17 protein-coding genes and 1 pseudogene are annotated in these 16,115 nt (G+C 71.1%); 11 read left to right on the top strand and 7 right to left on the bottom strand.

Features of this window, described 5'->3' with window-relative positions:
* Position 1 precedes the first annotated feature (1 nt).
* The 7 genes from GFD30_RS00335 (at position 2) to GFD30_RS00305 (ending at position 7,154) form a co-directional block, all read left to right on the top strand.
* Positions 2–964 carry a carbohydrate ABC transporter permease gene (locus GFD30_RS00335; RefSeq protein ID WP_153023239.1) on the top strand — a complete coding sequence of 321 codons (963 nt, stop codon included), beginning with the start codon at positions 2–4 and terminating at the stop codon, positions 962–964.
* The gene (locus GFD30_RS00330; protein ID WP_153023238.1) at positions 964–1,866 is read left to right on the top strand and encodes a carbohydrate ABC transporter permease; all 903 of its coding nucleotides are present in this window, start codon (positions 964–966) and stop codon (positions 1,864–1,866) included. The genes GFD30_RS00335 and GFD30_RS00330 overlap by 1 nt, the downstream gene beginning before the upstream one ends.
* Before the next feature lie 176 nt (positions 1,867–2,042).
* Positions 2,043–3,314 (top strand): ricin-type beta-trefoil lectin domain protein, encoded by a 1,272-nt coding sequence (locus GFD30_RS00325; RefSeq protein ID WP_322632777.1) that lies wholly within the window; start codon positions 2,043–2,045, stop codon positions 3,312–3,314.
* A 229-nt stretch (positions 3,315–3,543) separates the two neighbouring features.
* Entirely contained in the window at positions 3,544–5,136 is a 1,593-nt protein-coding gene (locus GFD30_RS00320) for an alpha/beta hydrolase (protein WP_153023237.1), read from the top strand.
* 226 nt (positions 5,137–5,362) lie between these two features.
* On the top strand, positions 5,363–6,196 hold the full coding sequence (locus tag GFD30_RS00315; protein WP_153023471.1) for an undecaprenyl-diphosphate phosphatase: 834 nt from the start codon (positions 5,363–5,365) through the stop codon (positions 6,194–6,196).
* A gap of 87 nt (positions 6,197–6,283) precedes the next feature.
* The gene (locus tag GFD30_RS00310; RefSeq protein ID WP_153023236.1) at positions 6,284–6,844 is read left to right on the top strand and encodes a TetR/AcrR family transcriptional regulator; all 561 of its coding nucleotides are present in this window, start codon (positions 6,284–6,286) and stop codon (positions 6,842–6,844) included.
* 28 nt (positions 6,845–6,872) lie between these two features.
* Positions 6,873–7,154 (top strand): hypothetical protein, encoded by a 282-nt coding sequence (locus tag GFD30_RS00305; RefSeq protein ID WP_153023235.1) that lies wholly within the window; start codon positions 6,873–6,875, stop codon positions 7,152–7,154.
* Here GFD30_RS00305 and GFD30_RS00300 read toward each other — a convergent pair.
* The 7 genes and pseudogenes from GFD30_RS00300 to GFD30_RS00270 all read right to left on the bottom strand — a co-directional run bounded on the left by GFD30_RS00300 (position 7,151) and on the right by GFD30_RS00270 (position 13,409).
* Positions 7,151–8,509, bottom strand: a complete 1,359-nt coding sequence (locus tag GFD30_RS00300) for an MFS transporter (protein WP_322632776.1) — start codon at positions 8,507–8,509, stop codon at positions 7,151–7,153. The genes GFD30_RS00305 and GFD30_RS00300 overlap by 4 nt on opposite strands.
* Complete coding sequence (locus GFD30_RS00295; protein WP_194201797.1) at positions 8,506–9,138, bottom strand: GntR family transcriptional regulator; 633 nt, start codon at positions 9,136–9,138, stop codon at positions 8,506–8,508. Before GFD30_RS00295 ends, GFD30_RS00300 begins: the two co-directional genes overlap by 4 nt.
* 66 nt (positions 9,139–9,204) lie before the next feature.
* Complete coding sequence (locus GFD30_RS00290; protein WP_153023233.1) at positions 9,205–9,768, bottom strand: PadR family transcriptional regulator; 564 nt, start codon at positions 9,766–9,768, stop codon at positions 9,205–9,207.
* Positions 9,769–9,961: 193 nt separating this feature from the next.
* Positions 9,962–10,525, bottom strand: coding sequence for a hypothetical protein (locus GFD30_RS00285; protein ID WP_153023232.1), 564 nt, complete (start codon positions 10,523–10,525; stop codon positions 9,962–9,964).
* 61 nt (positions 10,526–10,586) lie between these two features.
* A pseudogene (locus tag GFD30_RS00280) lies at positions 10,587–11,888 on the bottom strand (UDP-N-acetylglucosamine 1-carboxyvinyltransferase); the annotation flags it as partial.
* Between the two features lie 91 nt (positions 11,889–11,979).
* On the bottom strand, positions 11,980–12,906 hold the full coding sequence (locus tag GFD30_RS00275; RefSeq protein WP_322632775.1) for a LysR family transcriptional regulator: 927 nt from the start codon (positions 12,904–12,906) through the stop codon (positions 11,980–11,982).
* Between the two features lie 11 nt (positions 12,907–12,917).
* Positions 12,918–13,409: a hypothetical protein gene (locus GFD30_RS00270; protein ID WP_153023230.1), complete on the bottom strand. Its 492-nt coding sequence runs from the start codon at positions 13,407–13,409 to the stop codon at positions 12,918–12,920.
* On the opposite strand from GFD30_RS00270, the gene GFD30_RS00265 reads away from it, so the two are divergent.
* Genes GFD30_RS00265 through GFD30_RS00250 form a run of 4 tightly spaced genes read left to right on the top strand, consistent with a single transcriptional unit; the run spans position 13,408 to position 16,040 of the window.
* Positions 13,408–13,779, top strand: coding sequence for a hypothetical protein (locus GFD30_RS00265; RefSeq protein WP_153023229.1), 372 nt, complete (start codon positions 13,408–13,410; stop codon positions 13,777–13,779). The two genes, GFD30_RS00270 and GFD30_RS00265, sit on opposite strands and share 2 nt — an antisense overlap.
* 20 nt (positions 13,780–13,799) lie before the next feature.
* Positions 13,800–14,447 (top strand): response regulator transcription factor, encoded by a 648-nt coding sequence (locus GFD30_RS00260; protein ID WP_322632774.1) that lies wholly within the window; start codon positions 13,800–13,802, stop codon positions 14,445–14,447.
* A 17-nt stretch (positions 14,448–14,464) separates the two neighbouring features.
* Positions 14,465–15,061: an IMPACT family protein gene (locus tag GFD30_RS27415; protein ID WP_407648950.1), complete on the top strand. Its 597-nt coding sequence runs from the start codon at positions 14,465–14,467 to the stop codon at positions 15,059–15,061.
* Positions 15,062–15,071: 10 nt separating this feature from the next.
* On the top strand, positions 15,072–16,040 hold the full coding sequence (locus GFD30_RS00250) for a glycoside hydrolase family 43 protein (RefSeq protein ID WP_322632773.1): 969 nt from the start codon (positions 15,072–15,074) through the stop codon (positions 16,038–16,040).
* The last annotated feature ends 75 nt before the right edge of the window (positions 16,041–16,115 follow it).

Genomic DNA, 16,115 nt, shown 5'->3' with positions numbered 1-16,115 from the left:
GATGACCACCACCGACACCCGCCCCGACACCGGGAGCCGGACCGGGCCGCGCACCGCGGCCCGGCCCGGCCGGCCCGGCTCCGCACTCGCCCGCGCCCGCGGAGGCCTCCCGACCCTGGTCTTCCTGGCGCCCATGCTCATCGTCTTCGGCGTCTTCTCCTGGCTCCCCATCGGACGCGCCGTCGTCATGAGCTTCCAGCGCACCAACCTGGTCACGGACCCCGTCTTCGTGGGATTCGCCAACTTCCAGCAGGTCTTCGCCGACCCGCTGCTGTGGACGGCGGTCCAGAACACCGGGTACTTCGCGCTCCTGGCCCTCGTCTTCGGGTACCCGGTCCCGCTCGTGGCCGCGATCCTCATGAGCGAGGTCCGCCGGCTCCGCGGCCTGTTCTCCGCCCTCGCCTACCTGCCGGTGGTCGTCCCGCCGGTCGTGGCCGTCCTGCTGTGGAAGCTGTTCTACGACGCCGGCGAGGACGGGGTCTTCAACACCGTCCTCGCCTGGTTCGGGCTCGGCCCGGTCGCCTGGCTCCAGGACTCCGGCGCCGTCATGCCCTCCCTGGTCCTCGAGGCCACCTGGGCCGCCGCCGGCGGCACCGTGATCATCTACCTCGCCGCCCTCGTCGGCGTCGACCCGAGCCTCTACGAGGCCGCCGAGATCGACGGCGCCGGCGTCTGGCGCAAGCTCTGGCACATCACGCTCCCGCAGCTGCGCGGCGTCCTGCTGATCACCTTCATCCTCCAGATCATCGGCACCGCGCAGGTCTTCCTCGAGCCGTTCCTGTTCACCGACGGCGGCCCCGCGAACCGGACGCTGACGCTCCTGCTGCTCATCTACCGGTACGCGTTCACCAACTCCCTCGGCGGCGACTACGGCGCCGCGGCCGCCCTGAGCCTCATGCTCGCGGTCGTCCTCGCCGCCTTCTCCATGCTGTACTTCCGACTCACCCGATCCTGGAGCAGCTGATGGCGACCGCCGCCGAGAAGCCCACCGCGGACCGGGGGCTCCTGGCCCCCACCGACCGCAAGCGCCCCAGCGTCCGCTGGAGCATCCGGATCCTGCACGGCCTGCTCCTGGCGGCCCTCGCCGTCGCCGGCCTCGGGCCCATGCTCTGGCTCGCCAAGGCCGCCGTCACGCCCACCCAGGACACCCTGCGCCACCCCATGTCGCTGTGGCCGGGCGGCATCGACCTCGCCAACCTCACCGAGGCGTGGACCCGCGTCGAGATCGACAAGTACTTCCTCAACACGATCGCCCTCGCCGCCGGCTCCTGGGCCGTCCAGCTCCTGGTCGCCGCCACCGGCGGGTACGCGCTCGCGGTCCTGCGCCCCCGCATCGGCCGGTACGTCTCCGGCGCGGTCCTGGCGACCCTGTTCGTGCCCAGCGTGGTCCTGCTCGTCCCGCTCTACCTGACGATCCTCGACCCGCCCGTGGTCGGCACCTCCATGCTCAACACGTTCTGGGCCGTGTGGCTCCCCGCCGGCGCCAACGCCTTCAACGTCCTGCTCATGCAGCGGTTCTTCGCCAACCTCCCCCGGGAGGTCTTCGAAGCGGCCAGAGTGGACGGCGCCGGACCCTACCGCCTGTTCTGGTCCATCGTCCTGCCCATGTCGCGCCCGGTCATCGGGGTCGTGTCGGTCTTCGCCGTCATCGCGTCCTGGAAGGACTTCCTGTGGCCGATGCTCGTCCTCCCCGACCCGGCGCTCCAGCCGCTGTCGGTGCGCCTGCCGGCCCTCCAGCAGTTCGTCGAGCTCGACGTCTTCCTCGCCGCGCTGGCGATCTCCTCGCTCATCCCGATCGGGCTGTTCCTGGTCTTCCAGCGCCTGTTCCTGTCCAGCGCCGGCCTGGGCGGCGCGGTCAAGGGCTGACCCGCGGGCGGGGGACCGGCACGGCCGGCTCCCGCCCGCTGCAAGCGCGTGCCCTCCTTGTCCTATTGACAACGGTCTATCCCGATGTTAAAAAGACAGGACTGTTTAGAGAGAGCGCTCTCTCGGAGTGTTCCGGCCGTGACGCGCTCTCCTCCACGGAACGAGAGGACGCCTCCGTGAGACCACCCCGAGCCCGCAGACCCATCCGCAGACTGCTCGCGACCGCCTGCGCCGCAGTGGCGGCCGCCGCGGCCGTCACCGTCGGCCTCACCGCCGCCGACGCCGGCGAACCCGATCAGGCCCCGGTCCAAGCCCAAGTGCAGGCCCAGGCCCTGACGTGGAGCGACGAGTTCAACGCCGCCGCCGGCACCGCGCCGAACTCGTCCAAGTGGCGCTACGACATCGGCGGCGGAGGCTGGGGCAACAACGAGCACCAGTACTACACCAACTCCACCAGCAACGCCGCCCACGACGGCAACGGCAACATGGTCATCACGGCCCGCCGCGAGAACCCGGCGAACTACCAGTGCTGGTACGGCACCTGCCAGTACACCTCCGCGCGCCTGCTCACCAACGGCACGTTCAAGCAGGCGTACGGCACCTTCGAGGCGCGCATCCAGATCCCGCGCGGCCAGGGCATCTGGCCGGCGTTCTGGATGCTCGGCGACGACCTCGGCTCGGTCGGCTGGCCCCAGAGCGGCGAGATCGACATCATGGAGAACGTCGGCTACGAGCCCAACACCGTGCACGGCACCCTCCACGGGCCCGGCTACTCCGGCGGCGCCGGCGTCGGCGGGGCCTACACGATCGGCCAGCCCTTCGCGAACGGCTTCCACACCTTCGCGGTGAACTGGACGCCCACCTCGATCAGCTGGTCGGTCGACGGCGTCACCTACCAGACCAAGACCGCCGCCGACATCGGCGGCAACGAGTGGGTCTTCGACCACCCGTTCTTCATGATCCTCAACGTCGCCGTGGGCGGCAACTGGCCCGGCTACCCCGACGGCTCGACCCAGTTCCCGCAGACGATGAAGATCGACTACGTGCGCGTCTACTCCGGGACGACCAGTTCGGGCGGGGCGATCACCGGCCTCGCCGGCAAGTGCCTCGACGTGGAGGGCGCCGGCACCGCCGACGGCACCCCCGTGCAGCTCTACACCTGCAACGGCACCGCCGCCCAGCAGTGGACCGCCCCCGGCGACGGGACCCTCCGGGCGCTCGGCAAGTGCCTCGACGTCGCGGGCGGCGCCACCGGCGACGGCACCCCGGTCCGATTGTGGACCTGCAACGGCACCGGAGCCCAGCAGTGGGTCTTCTCCGGCGCGAACGACCTGGTGAATCCGCAGGCGAACAAATGCCTCGACGTCCCGTGGGCGAACTCCGCCGACGGCACCGACCTCCAGATCGTGACCTGCAGCGGCAACGCCGCGCAGAAGTGGTACCGCTAGCGCCGCACCCGAGGGCCGGAAGCGACCCCTCCGGCCCTCACCCGCACCGCCAGCACCGGGAGCAAATCTCCCGAAAGACTGCAATCAGGCGAATGTCGCCCATCTAGGACTGCCGGGCCGTACAGTGCGTGCATCGGCGCCATGCCGCGGCCGACCGGCCCAGTTCCTGCCATACGACAGGCCGGTCGGCCGCGGCGAACCCGATGCGCCGCGCACCGAGGGAGTCCGCATGAGGCGCACCGCCGCGCTCGCCGCCGTCGTCCTCGCGTCCGCCGCCCTGTCCGGGTGCGGGACCGACTTCGACGGGAACGGCTCCTCGAAGGCCCGCGCGGGCGTGGCCGACGTCCAGGACCGCGTCACCGGCGTCGACTGGGGCCCGTGCGACCTCGAGGCGATGTACGAGGGGGAGCAGCTGGACGCCGCCGCCACCGCCTGGGCCGAGGCACTCGAATGCGGCTCGATCCGCGTCCCGGTCGACTACGAGGACCCCGGCGGCCTCCAAGTGCGGCTCGCGATGGTCCGCCACCCCGCGACGGGGGACCGGACCGGTTCGCTCCTGATCAACCCCGGCGGGCCCGGCGGCTCCGGCGTCGCCATGGCCCGGTTCCCGTTCCTGCCGCTGGAGGTGACCGAGGCGTTCGACGTCGTCGGCTTCGACCCGCGCGGCGTCGGCGCGAGCGCGAACCTCACCTGCGGCTCCGCGGACGCCTTCAACGCGGCCGTCACCGAGGTCTACACCGACGACCCGGCCGCGATCACCGAGGCCGAGACCCGGGCCCTCGAGGACGGCGCCGCCGCCTTCTCCGGCGAATGCGCCCAAGAGGAGGACCCGGCGTTCCTGGCGAACATCGGCACCCTGAACGTCGCCCGCGACCTCGAGGTCATGCGCAGCGCCCTCGGCGACGACAAGCTCACCTACCTCGGCTACTCCTACGGCACCTACATCGGCCAGATGTACCTGCACCTCTACCCGGACAACGTGCGCGCCATGGTCCTCGACGGGGTCATGCGCACCTCCGGCACCGTCCTGGACCTCGCCGAAGGCCAGGCCACGGGCTTCGAGACCGCCTGGCAGGCGTTCACCGCGCACTGCCTCACCGTCGAGGGCTGCCCGTTCACCTCGGCCGCGACCGCCGACGCCGAGCTGACCGCGATCCTCACGCAGGCGTCGGAGCGCCTCGGCGGGAGTCCGAGCGTCGCCGACATGCTCGACATGATCGCCCAGGTCCTCTACAGCGAAGCGAAGTGGACGGCCCTGGAGCGGCTCCTCGCTGCCGTCGCCGCCGGCACCCTCGAGCAGTTCGCGGCCGACCTCGAATCGCTCGCCGGCGACGCGGGAGGCACGCGGGCCGCGCCGGCCCAGCCGCGGCGGCTGCCGCCGATCCCGCTGCCGCAGCGCGACGCCGACGCCGACTTCTACGGCGTCCAGTGCGTCGACCGCGACAACCCCGGCCGCTTCGGCGCCTACCGCGACGCCGCCGCGGCCTCCTACGGGAACTCGCCCCTGTTCGGCGCGGGCATCGCCTGGAGCTACCTGCCGTGCGCGACCTGGCCGGCCTCCGAACCGAACCCGACCGCGGTCGACGGCGACGGCGCGCCGACGACGCTCCTGATCGGCAACGTCGGCGACCCCGCCACGCCCTACGCGTGGGCCCAGTCGGTCGCCGACGGACTCGACAGCGCCGTCCTCGTCACCTACGAAGGCTCCGGCCACACCGCCTACGCCCTCGGCCACGCCTGCGTCGACGACCCGGTCACGGCCTACCTCGTCGACCTCACCGTCCCCGCCGAGGGACTCACCTGCCCCCAGGAACTCGCCTGACGACGCCCTGAAGAGGCCCTGACGAAGCACAGTGGACGCGCCGGTACGGCAGGTCTCACTGGCGTGCGTACACCGACCGGTCACCCTCGCGCGTCTGGCAAGATGTCCCAGTCGCCCCGGCAGCCGCGATGCGGCGGAAGCGACGCCTGGCCGTCGAAGTGACGAAAGAAGCGCGAATGCACACTCCCCCCAGCCATGCCCGGACGGAGGCGCCCGCATGGTCGACATGACCTGGATCGAAGCGATCGTCCTCGGGATCGTCCAGGGCCTGACCGAGATGCTGCCGATCTCCTCCTCGGCCCACCTGCGGCTCACCTCGGCGCTGTTCTTCGAAGAGGACGCGGGGGCGTCGTTCACGGCGGTCACCCAGCTGGGCACCGAGACGGCGGTCCTCATCTACTTCTGGAAGGACATCGTCCGCATCCTCGTGGCCTGGTGGAAGGGCCTGTGGGACAAGACCCTCCGCAACGAGACCGACTACCGGCTCGGCTGGTACGTCATCATCGGCACGCTCCCGATCGTGTTCTTCGGCCTGATCTTCCGCGACGCCATCCGCGAAGGCGCCCGCAACCTCTGGCTGGTCTCGTTCAGCCTCATCTTCTTCGGGCTCCTCCTCGCCCTCGCCGAACTGGTCGGCCGCAAGACCCGCACCTGGGACGACTTCCGCATGAAGGACGGCCTCATCCTCGGTTTCGCGCAGGCCGGCGCGCTCATCCCCGGCGTCTCGCGCTCGGGCGGCACCATCACCGCCGGCCTGTTCATCGGCCTCGACCGCGCCGTCGCCGCCAGATACTCGTTCCTGCTGGCGATCCCCGCGGTCTACGGCGCGGGCATCCTCAGCCTCGGCGACGTGTTCGAACCGGCCACCGAAGGCTCGGTGCCCAGCGGCGCGCAGATGCTCGTGGCCACCATCATCGCGTTCATCGTCGGCTTCGGCGCCGTCCACTGGATGCTCAAGTGGGTCGCCAAGCACTCGGTCTTCATCTTCGTCTGGTACCGGTGCATCCTCGGCGTGATCGTCATCATCATGCTCGAGACGGGTTACCTCCAGGCCACCTGATCCTCGCCGAAGGGCCGGTCCGATCGGACCGGCCCTTTCGCACGCCACCGGCTTGACATTCTGACAAAATCAATCCAGAATGTCAGCATGTCCGATCGCGCCGCCGTCACAGCATCGATAACCGCAGCCGCCGTACCGGTCTTCGCCCGCTACGGGTTCCGGCGCACGGGCATGGACCTCATCGCCCAGGCCGCCGGCGTCTCACGCCCGGCCCTCTACCAGTACTTCCCGAACAAGACCGCCGTCTTCGAGGCCGTCGCCGAATTCGTGGGCGGCCGCCTCCACGCCGACGCCGAAGCCGCCGCGAACCGCGGCGCGACCACCGCGGAGCGGCTCTACAACGTCCTCGCCGTCAAACTCGACTTCGCCGCCGGCGAGGTCGCCGCCGACCACCGGGGCGAACTCGTCGAGGAAGCCGCCCGCATCGTCCCCGACACCGTCGCCGCCGCGGAGGCCCGCTACGCCCGACTCGTCGCGGCGGTCCTCGCCGAGGATCCGGACCTCGACCGCTACCCGGCTTCCGAGACCGCCGCGATCCTCACCGACGCCATGCTCGGCATCGCGCGTTCGACCGAACCGCCCGACGTCATGCGCGAACGCCTGCGCCGCCTCGTCGACCTGCTCGTACGCGGCCTGCGCCGCTCCTGAACCCGACCACCAGAACGGAGGGCACACCGTGCTCCAAGCCGTCTCACTGGGCCTCCTCGCCGGCCTCCTCATCGGCAACGGCCTGCCGCACTTCATCAAAGGCATCGTCCACGAGCGCCACCCGACCTTCTTCGGGTCGGGTCCCGTGGTCAACCTCCTCGGCGGATGGACCGCGCTGTGCCTGGGCGCGCTCGCCTTCGCCGCGGCCGACATCACCGCCCAGCCCTGGGCCGGCGGCGCCGCCGTCGCCCTCGGCGCACTCCTGATGGGACTCTTCCACGCCGCCGGCGGCGTATTCGGCCGCGACTAGACGCGCGCATCCCTGCCGTCCGCGTCGGTGCCGGCCGATGCGACACCGGCGTCCGACGCGCCTCCCGCCACGCGAGCCAACGGACCCCTGAGACCCGCCACCGCTCCTGCTCCGCCCGCAGGCCGGCCCGGCAGGTGCCTGCGGTAGGAGCGCACCAGGAGCAGCGCGCATCCGACGCCGAGGCCGACGACGCCCAGCAGCAGCGCCGCCGCCGGGACACCGGTCACCGCCGCGGTCGCCGCGAGCAGCGCGGGGGAGAGGAACCCCAGATACGACACCGCGTAGAACACCCCGGTCAGGCCCGCGAGGTCGGTCGGGGCCGCGATGCGCTGGACCTCCAGGAGCGCCGAGGTCATCCCGATGCCCATGCCCGACCCCGCGACCGCCGCCGCGGCGACGCCCACCGGCCACGACTGCAGCACGTCCGCGGCCGCGACGAGCCCGATCGCGGCGGTGATCAGCGCCAGTCCGGTGAGCACCCCGCGGGCGCTGTCGTGCGCGTCGATGCGCTTCGCGAGCGGCTGCACCAGCGACGAGACGACGAGCGCGATCACGGTCAGCAGCGTCGCGTACGCGATGCCCCAGCCCCGCGTGGCGCCGGCCAGCAGCACCGGCAGGTACCCGTACCCGATCGCGGAGACCGCGAACACCCACGGACCGGCGACCAGCACGACCCGCGTGAACCGCCGGTGCCCGGCCGCGGGGACCCGGAGCCGCTCGCGCAGCGGCCCCGGCACGCCGCCGGTCGTCGCCGTCTCCGGCGCCCGCAGGACCAGCCACGCGAACGGCAGCGTCAGCGCCACGTGGATGAGGAACGGCAACTGCTCGGGCCACGGTCCCCATTGGGCGAACAGTCCGGCCACGCCCGCGCCGACCGCCGAACCGAGCGAGAACGACAGCGTCGCCCGCCGCGCCCCGGAGCCGGTGTCGGCCTCGGGGTCGTGCGGCCACTGCGAGAGCTCCTTCATCCACGCCGTGCCCACGCACGTCGCCGTCCCCACCGTGATCCCGGCCAGCAGCCGCCCGATGCAGATCATGAGCGCCCCCGACTCGCCGAACGCGAGCACCGTGCTGGCCGCGATCGCCGCGACCACGCCCGCGAACATCACCGGCCGCCGCCCGTACCGGTCGCTCAGCGCCCCGCTGAGCAGGAACGCCGGTACCAGGCCCAGCACGTACACGCCCAGGAACCCGTTGACCGCCGCCGTCGAGTAGTGCTGCCGCTCCTGGTAGAGCAGCAGGAGCGGGCTGAACTGGTTCCCCGACCAGCTCGTGAACAGCATGACCGCGAACAGGATCCGCCACGGCCGGGTCCGCGCCGGCGCCGCGACGGCGGGCGGCGCCACGGCGCTCACGCCAGGCCCTGGTGGCGCGAGAGGTGCAGGTCCAGGACCGCGTGGTACCCGGCGGCGTCGTGCCGGCCCAGGCACGCGGCCATCTCGCGGTGCTCGCGGAACGACAGGTCCAGGACCACGCCGCTCCTGGAGAGCACCAGGTACGCCAGGCGCAGCTGCCGGTCCCGCAGCAGGTCGAAGAAGTGCACCGCGATCGGGTTGCCCGACAGGGCGATCACCGCGGCGTGGAAGTCGGCGTCGGCCTCGACGTACGCCTCGAGGTCCCCGGCCGCCAGAGCCGCCTCCTGGCGCTTGAGCGGCCCGGTGAGCGCCGCGTCGACCTCGGCCGCGTCAGGGCGCTGCGCCGCGACCCGCGCCGCGGCGGTCCGCTCGATGGCCCCTCTCATCTCCACCACGTCCGCGGCCTCGCTCACCGACACCGGGTTCACGGTCGCGCCCTGCCTGGACGAGAGCGTGATGAGCCGCTCGGCCGCGAGCCGCAGGAACGCCTCGTGCACCGGCGTCCGGCTGAGGTCGAGCTCCTCGCAGATCCGCCCCTCGCTGAGCCGCGTGCCGCCGGCGAGCGCACCGGTGATGATCTGCCGCTTGGTGTACGCGTACGCGCGCTCGGCCGCCGCCTGTCCTGTCATGGTCCAGGACGCTACCACTTGCATGCAACGATGCATGCAACGGTTCCACCGGCTGGGACCGGCCCGCTAGCTTCCTTCGCGCTGGCGCACCGCGTATCCGGCGCGCTGGTTGAGCTCGGCGATCTGCCGGTCGAGCCAGTCGATCTCGGTCAGGTTCGTGGATCGGTGGATCTGCATGAGGCCCTTGCGGAACGGCGATTCGAGCCGCTCGGGCGGGATCGGGGCGCCGTCGGCGTCGAAGAAGAGCTGCGCCGGCTGGTCGAGGAATTCGCGGCGGCGCGCGAGCATGAGCGCCTGCTCGCGGGGGTTCTCGAGGTGGTGGAGGAACGCGAGCATCACGTACCACTTGTTGTCGTCGGTGATGAACCCCGGCTCGGGGTCGCGCAGCCACCGCCGGAGCTGGTCGGTGCCGGTCTGCGTGATCTCCAGCATGTGTCTGGGCGCAGCAACGGAGCCCGGCGCCGTGCGCCGGGTGAGGCATTGCGCGTCTTCGAGTTTCTTGATGGTCGGGTAGAGCGTACCGTCCGCGATCGGCCGCACATGCCCGGCCAGGCTCGCGACGCGGTTCTTCAAGTCGTATCCGTGGAGCGGGAAGTCCCGCAGGAATCCGAGGATCGCCATCTTCAGCATGCGTCCATTATGCCAGTTCAAGCAAGATATATCGACTCCGAGGTTTAAAAACCTCCTTGTCAGTCAACGAAAGTGCCCGTCTCCAAGCACGAGCGCGGGCTCCGCCCGCGCACTCGCCAAAAAGGAGGGCCGCGGTCGCTTCCCTGTTCTGACATGGGAAGCGACCGCGGCCGGGGCTCTGTCGAGCGGCGTCTCAGACGATGTGGAAGTACCACAGGGCCAGGTAGGCGGTGCCGCCGAGGAAGGCGACGAGCATCAGGAGGACGAGCCAGCCGGCGGCGGCTTCGAAGACGCCGGGGCGGCCGGGGTCGCCGCCGGCGGCGGTGACCGGTTCCCAGACGGCCTCGTCGAGGATCCGCATGGGGGCGATGGCCTTCGCCGGCGGGTACCAGGCGCGGGGCTGGGCCTCGTGGGCGGTGCGGTTGGCCGGCTGGAGGCGGCCGCGCCGGTTGTAGGAGAACAGGGCCACTTCGGACTCGTCGGCGAGGGCCGCGATGTCGGCGCCGACGGGCATGCTGGTGTACAGGCGCCGCTTGCGGTCGGGGGAGCCGGTGCCGACGATCATGGGGACGTCCTCGGCGGTGACCGCGACGCCGGGGGCCTTGACGGCGGCGACGGTCCGGGCCGACTCGACCGCGGCCTCCCACTGGGGGACCGGCAGGTACTCGCCGTCGGTCTTGTCGAGGTGCCGCAGGTGCGCCTGGACGAGGCTGAGGAGGGCGTACGTCTGCGGCGGCACATCGGACGGCATGTTCATGCGTTGAAGTGTCACACACCGCCGCTGCGGGCGCACCTGTCGATGTCCGGGCGCGGCCGGCTCAGATGTGCTCGATCTCGGCGCCGAGGAGCTGGAGGCGCTCGGCGAGGTGCTCGTAGCCGCGGTGGATGACGTTGATGTGCCGCAGCTCGGAGGTGCCGCGGGCGCGGAGCATCCCCAGCAGCAGCACCACGGCCGGCCGCAGCGCGGGCGGGCAGGTGACCTCGGCGCCGGCCCATTCGACCGGTCCCTCCACATGGAGCCGGTGCGGGTCGAGCAGGCGGACGCGGGCGCCGAGGCGGTTGAGCTCGGTCAGGTAGATCGCGCGGTTCTCGTACACCCAGTCGTGGATCATCGTCGAGCCCTCCGCGCACGAGGCGAGGAGCGCGAAGAACGGCAGGTTGTCGATGTTCAGGCCCGGGAAGGGCATCGGGTGGATCTTGTCCATGGGCGCGCGCAGGCGCGACGGCCGGACGGTGAGGTCGGCGAGGCGGGTGCGGCCGTTCTCGGCGAGGTATTCGGGGCTGCGGGTGTACACCAGGCCCATCTCCTCGGCGAGGGCGAGTTCGATCTCGGTGAACTCCATGGGGACGCGGCGGACGGTGATCTCCGATTCGGTGACGATCGCGGCGGAGATGAGGCTCCAGGCCTCGATCGGGTCCTCCGAGGGCGCGTAGTCGACGTCGGCGTCGAGGTCTTCGCGGCCGTGGACGGTGATCGTGGTGGTGCCGGCGCCGTCGATGCGGACGCCGAGGTGCTCCAGGAAGAAGCACAGGTCCTGGACCATGTAGTTGCAGGAGGCGTTGCGGATGACGGTGACGGCCGGGAAGCGGGCGGCGGCCATGATCGCGTTCTCGGTGACGGTGTCGCCGCGCTCGGTCAGCACGATCGTCCCGGGCGGGTCGACGCGGTCCTTGACGGTGGCGCAGTAGGCGCCGCCGGAGGTCTCGACGGCGAGGCCGAAGCGGCGCAGGGCCACCATGTGGGGTTCGACGGTGCGGTCGCCGAGCTCGCAGCCGCCCGCGAACGGCAGTTCGAATTCCGGGTACTCGTGCAGGAGCGGGCCGAGGAACATGATGATCGAGCGGGTGCGGCGGGCCGCGTCGGCGTCGATGCGGGTCAGGTCGAGCCGTTCGGGCGGGGTGAGGCGCAGGTCCTGCTCGATCCACTCGTAGCGCACGCCCATCGAGGCGAGGACGCGGAGGATCCGGTTGACCTCCTCGATGCGGGCGACGCGCCGCAGCGTCGTGGTCCCGCGGTTGAGCAGGCTCGCGCACAGCAGTGCCACGCAGGCGTTCTTCGAGGTCTTGACGTCGATCGCCCCCGAGAGCTGGGCGCCGCCCGTGACGCGGAGGTGCCTGGGAGCCTCGCCCTCCGCGCGCTCCTTGGGAGCAGCGCCGCCGTTGTCGAACATGCGATCAGCGTAACGGAGTCGAGTGTCCGAATAGGGGCGTTCAGGCGGCGGGGTCGATCCCCTCTGCCGCGCGGATGCGCTCGTCGAGCAGCGCCATGACCGCGGCCACGGACGGCCGGCGGGCCCCGCCGCGCAGCGTCACGGCCCGGAAGTGCCGGTACGGGGTGTACGGGCCGCCGATCGGGACCCGCACGAGGTCGAGGTGGTGCGGCAGGTCGACCAGCCGCGGGATCAGCGCCACTCCCATCCGGTGGTGGACCATGACGGCGATGACCGGCCACTCGCGGGCCTCGCCGGTCACCGTGGGCCGGAACCCGGCGTTGGAGCAGGCGGTGAGCACATGCCGGCGGTGGATCGACCCTGGCACGCCGAGGATCCACGGTTCGCGCTCGAGGTCGCGCAGGTCGGCCTTGTCGGTCGCGGCCACCCAGTGGTCGGCGGGCACGACCAGGTCGAACGGGTCGTTGAACACCGTCTGCGCGTCGAAGCGGATGTCCTCGGGCGGCGGGTTGTCGGGCGTGGCCTCGACCAGCGCGAGGTCGGCCTCGCCGGCGAAGAGGAGGTCGAAGCTCTCGGAGGCCTCGGCTTCGCGCAGGCGCAGTTCGAGTTTGGGGTGCCGGTCGCGGGCGGTGTCGACGAGGGGGGCGAGGAGGGTGGCGATGGCGGTGGGGAAGCCGCACAGGCGCAGGAGTCCGGAGGGTTCGCCTTCGGTGGCTTGGAGTTCGGCTTCGGCGAGGCGCCACATGGCTTCGATGGCGTCGATGTGGGCGATGAGGATCTGGGCGGCGGAGGAGAGGCGGACGCCGCGTCCGACGGGTTCGAGGAGGGGGACGCCGAGGTCTTTGGAGAGCAGGCGGATCTGCTGGGAGGCGGCGGAGGTCGACATGTGGAGTGCTTTGGCCGCGCCGGAGACGGTCCCGTGGTGGGCGATGGCCCGGAGGACGTGCAGGCGTCGGAGGTCGATCACTCGTGTGGCCCCTATCCGGTCGGCGGCGCGTGCGGGCCGGCCTGTGCGCAGTTAAGTCGTGGCTTCACGATGAGTTTCGCAAACCATCGTCGCCCAGGTGTTGTAGCCCGGACGAATGGGACCTTAACCTCGATCGTGAGCGTGATGCCGGTGTCTGGTGCCGGCGGGTGTGCGCTCGTTCCGTTCTGCGTTCCGATGCCTTGTGAGGAGGACACGGTTATGCTCTGCTGCCCGTATTGCGGTTGGCCCGATGATGATCCGGTGACGACCGTGTCCCGGCACCGGAGCGCTTCGGGCGCGACGGTGTGGACGCGGTGCGTCTGCGGGTCGCTCCAGACGCGGGTGCGGCGCGGCGGTGCGTTCGTGGTCTGCGCGCGGAGCCGTCCGGCCGACCATCCGGCCGCGTCGCTGTAGCCGCTCGGCGGTTCCTTCTCTCGTTCTGCCCGCGCCTCGGGCGCGGGTTCCTTCCTGCCTGCCTTCGTTTGCTTAAGGGTGTTCTTCATGCACGACTTCGACGTCCGGATCATGCTCCAGATCCTCGGCGCGCTCCTGTACATCACCAACTTCCTGCTGCTGCAGACCCACCGGATCCACGCGACGAAGCCGGCGTCGCTGGGGCTGGTGATCTCGGCGTGCTCGATCCTGCTGACGGCGGCGGTGATCGGCCGCGACTGGGGCCTGATCCTGCTGGAGGGGACCTGGCTGGTGATGGTGACCACGACGTTCGTGATCCGGCAGCGCGCGGCGCGGCGTCAGGCGGTGCTGGAGCGGGAGGCGGTGGTGTCGGCGGTGCCGGCGCGGTCGTCGGTGGAGGCGCCGGTTCGGGAGTCGGCGGGGGTGCGGGAGCCGGAACTGGCGGGTGCGGCGGTGTGAGGGCCGGTTAGGCTCTGGGCGTGGTTATCCGAGTGCTCATCGCAGACGATCAGGAGATGGTTCGGGCCGGGTTCCGGGCCATCATCGATGCTCAGCCGGATATGGAGGTGGTGGCGGACGCTCCTGACGGTGTGGTGGCGGTGGCGGAGGCGCGGCGGCATAAGCCGGATGTGTGCTTGTTCGATATCCGGATGCCGCGGTTGGACGGTCTGGAGGCGACGCGGACGCTGCTGGCGGGTGGGAACGGGTCGGGTCCGCGGGTGGTGGTGGTGACGACGTTCGATACGGATGAGTATGTGTACGGGGCGTTGCGGTCGGGTGCGACGGGGTTCTTGTTGAAGGATTCGGGTCCGACGCTGCTGGTGGAGGCGGTGCGGGCGGCGGCGAGCGGTGAGTCGCTGGTGTCGCCGTCGGTGACGGTGCGGTTGTTGGAGCGGTTGAGCGAGCCGGTGAAGGACGGTCCGAAGGCGGTCGGGATTTTGACCGAGCGTGAGTTGGACGTGGTGGAGTTGGTGGCGCGGGGGAAGACGAATGCGGAGATCGCGGAGGCGTTGTTCGTGTCGGTGTCGACGGTGAAGACGCATATGGAGGCGTTGTTCTCGAAGTTGCAGGCGCGGAATCGGGTGGAGATCGCGGCGTGGGCGTGGGAGCACGGCGTCGTGGGTTGATGATGCGTGCGTTGGCGGTGGATGCGGTGGTGGCGGAGTCGGTGGTGACTCGGTCGCGGTTCGTGTGCTCGTTGTTCCGAGTGGGTTCGGAGGCGGCGGTGCGGGAGCGGATCGCGGTGCATCGGCGTGAGTTCTGGGAGGCGTCGCATCACTGCACGGCGTATGTGCTGGACGAGGGTCGGGTGGCGCGGTCGAGTGATGACGGTGAGCCGGCGGGGACGGCGGGGTTGCCGATGCTGGAGGTGTTGCGGGGTCGTGAGTTGACGGATGTGCTGGCGATCGTGACGCGGTATTTCGGCGGGGTGAAGCTGGGGTCGGGCGGGTTGGTGCGGGCGTACGGGGGTGCGGTGTCGGCGGCGGTGGAGGCGGCCGGGGTGGTGGAGTTGGCGGTGTGGCCGCGGTTGCTGGTGCGGGTGGATTACGGGGTGGCGGGGAGTCTTGAGGGGCTGCTGCGGCTGCGTGAGGATGTGCGGTTGGCGGAGGTGGGGTTCGGTGAGGTGGTGACGTTCGATCTGGCGTGTGCGGATGCGGAGCTGTTGGCGTCGTGGGTGGCGGGGCAGTCGGCGGGTGCTGCGGAGGTGGAGCCGGCGGGGTCGGTGCGGGTGGAGTTGTAGGATCCGTGTTGTGACCGATAACAACACTGTTGGCAGCACGCTGCCGAACCCGTTCATCCTCGAGCGCGCCGACCCGCAGATCCTGCGGCACGAGGGCCGCTACTTCTTCACGGCCACGGTCCCGGCCTACGACCGGATCGTGCTGCGGACCGCCGACACCCTCGCGGGGCTGCGCGAGGCGCCGGAGTCGACGATCTGGGTCAAGCACCCCGAGGGCGCGATGGGCTCGCACATCTGGGCGCCGGAGCTGCACCGGGTGGACGGCGCCTGGTACGTCTACTTCGCGGCCGGCGAGGCCGACACGGCCACCGGGGACGTGTGGAAGATCCGCATGTACGTCCTGGAGAACCGTGCCGACGACCCGCTGTCGGGCGAGTGGACCGAGAAAGGGCAGATCCGCACCCCGATCGACTCGTTCTCCCTCGACGCGACCACGTTCGCGCACGGCGGCCGCCAGTACCTGTGCTGGGCGCAGCACGACCCGGGCCTGCCGGGGTCGAACACGAGCCTGTTCCTGGCGGCGCTGGCGAACCCGTGGACGATCGAGGGCGACCCGGTGGAGCTCTCCCGCCCCGAACTGGACTGGGAGACCGTCCGGTTCGCGGTCAACGAGGGCCCGTACGCGCTGGTGCGCAACGGGAAGGTGTTCATCACCTATTCGGCGTCGGGCACGGGCGCCGAGTACTGCGTGGGCCTGCTGTCGGCGGACGCGGACGCGGACCTCCTCGACCCGGCGTCGTGGTCGAAGCACCCCGAGCCGGTGTTCGCCACGAGTGCGGCCGCCGGGATCTTCGGGCCTGGCCACAACGCGTTCACCGTCGACGAGGACGGCCGCGACCTCCTGGTCTTCCACGCCCGCTCCTACGAGGAGATCGTCGGCGACCCGCTGGACAACCCGGACCGGCACTGCCGGGTGCAGCCGTTCGGGTGGCGCGCGGACGGCACGCCCGACTTCGGCGAGCCGCTGCCGGAGGCCTGACCGGGTTCGGCCACTCGGCCGAGGCGCGGGCGGCGGTGCGGGGCATACGGTTCAAGGACCCACCCCGACTCCTCG

The sequence above is a fragment of the Glycomyces albidus genome (assembly GCF_009451885.1).
GTDB lineage: Bacteria > Actinomycetota > Actinomycetes > Mycobacteriales > Micromonosporaceae > Glycomyces > Glycomyces albidus.
The sequence above is the reverse complement of the archived record's forward strand: the minus strand, read 5'-3'. Positions and strand labels throughout refer to the sequence as shown.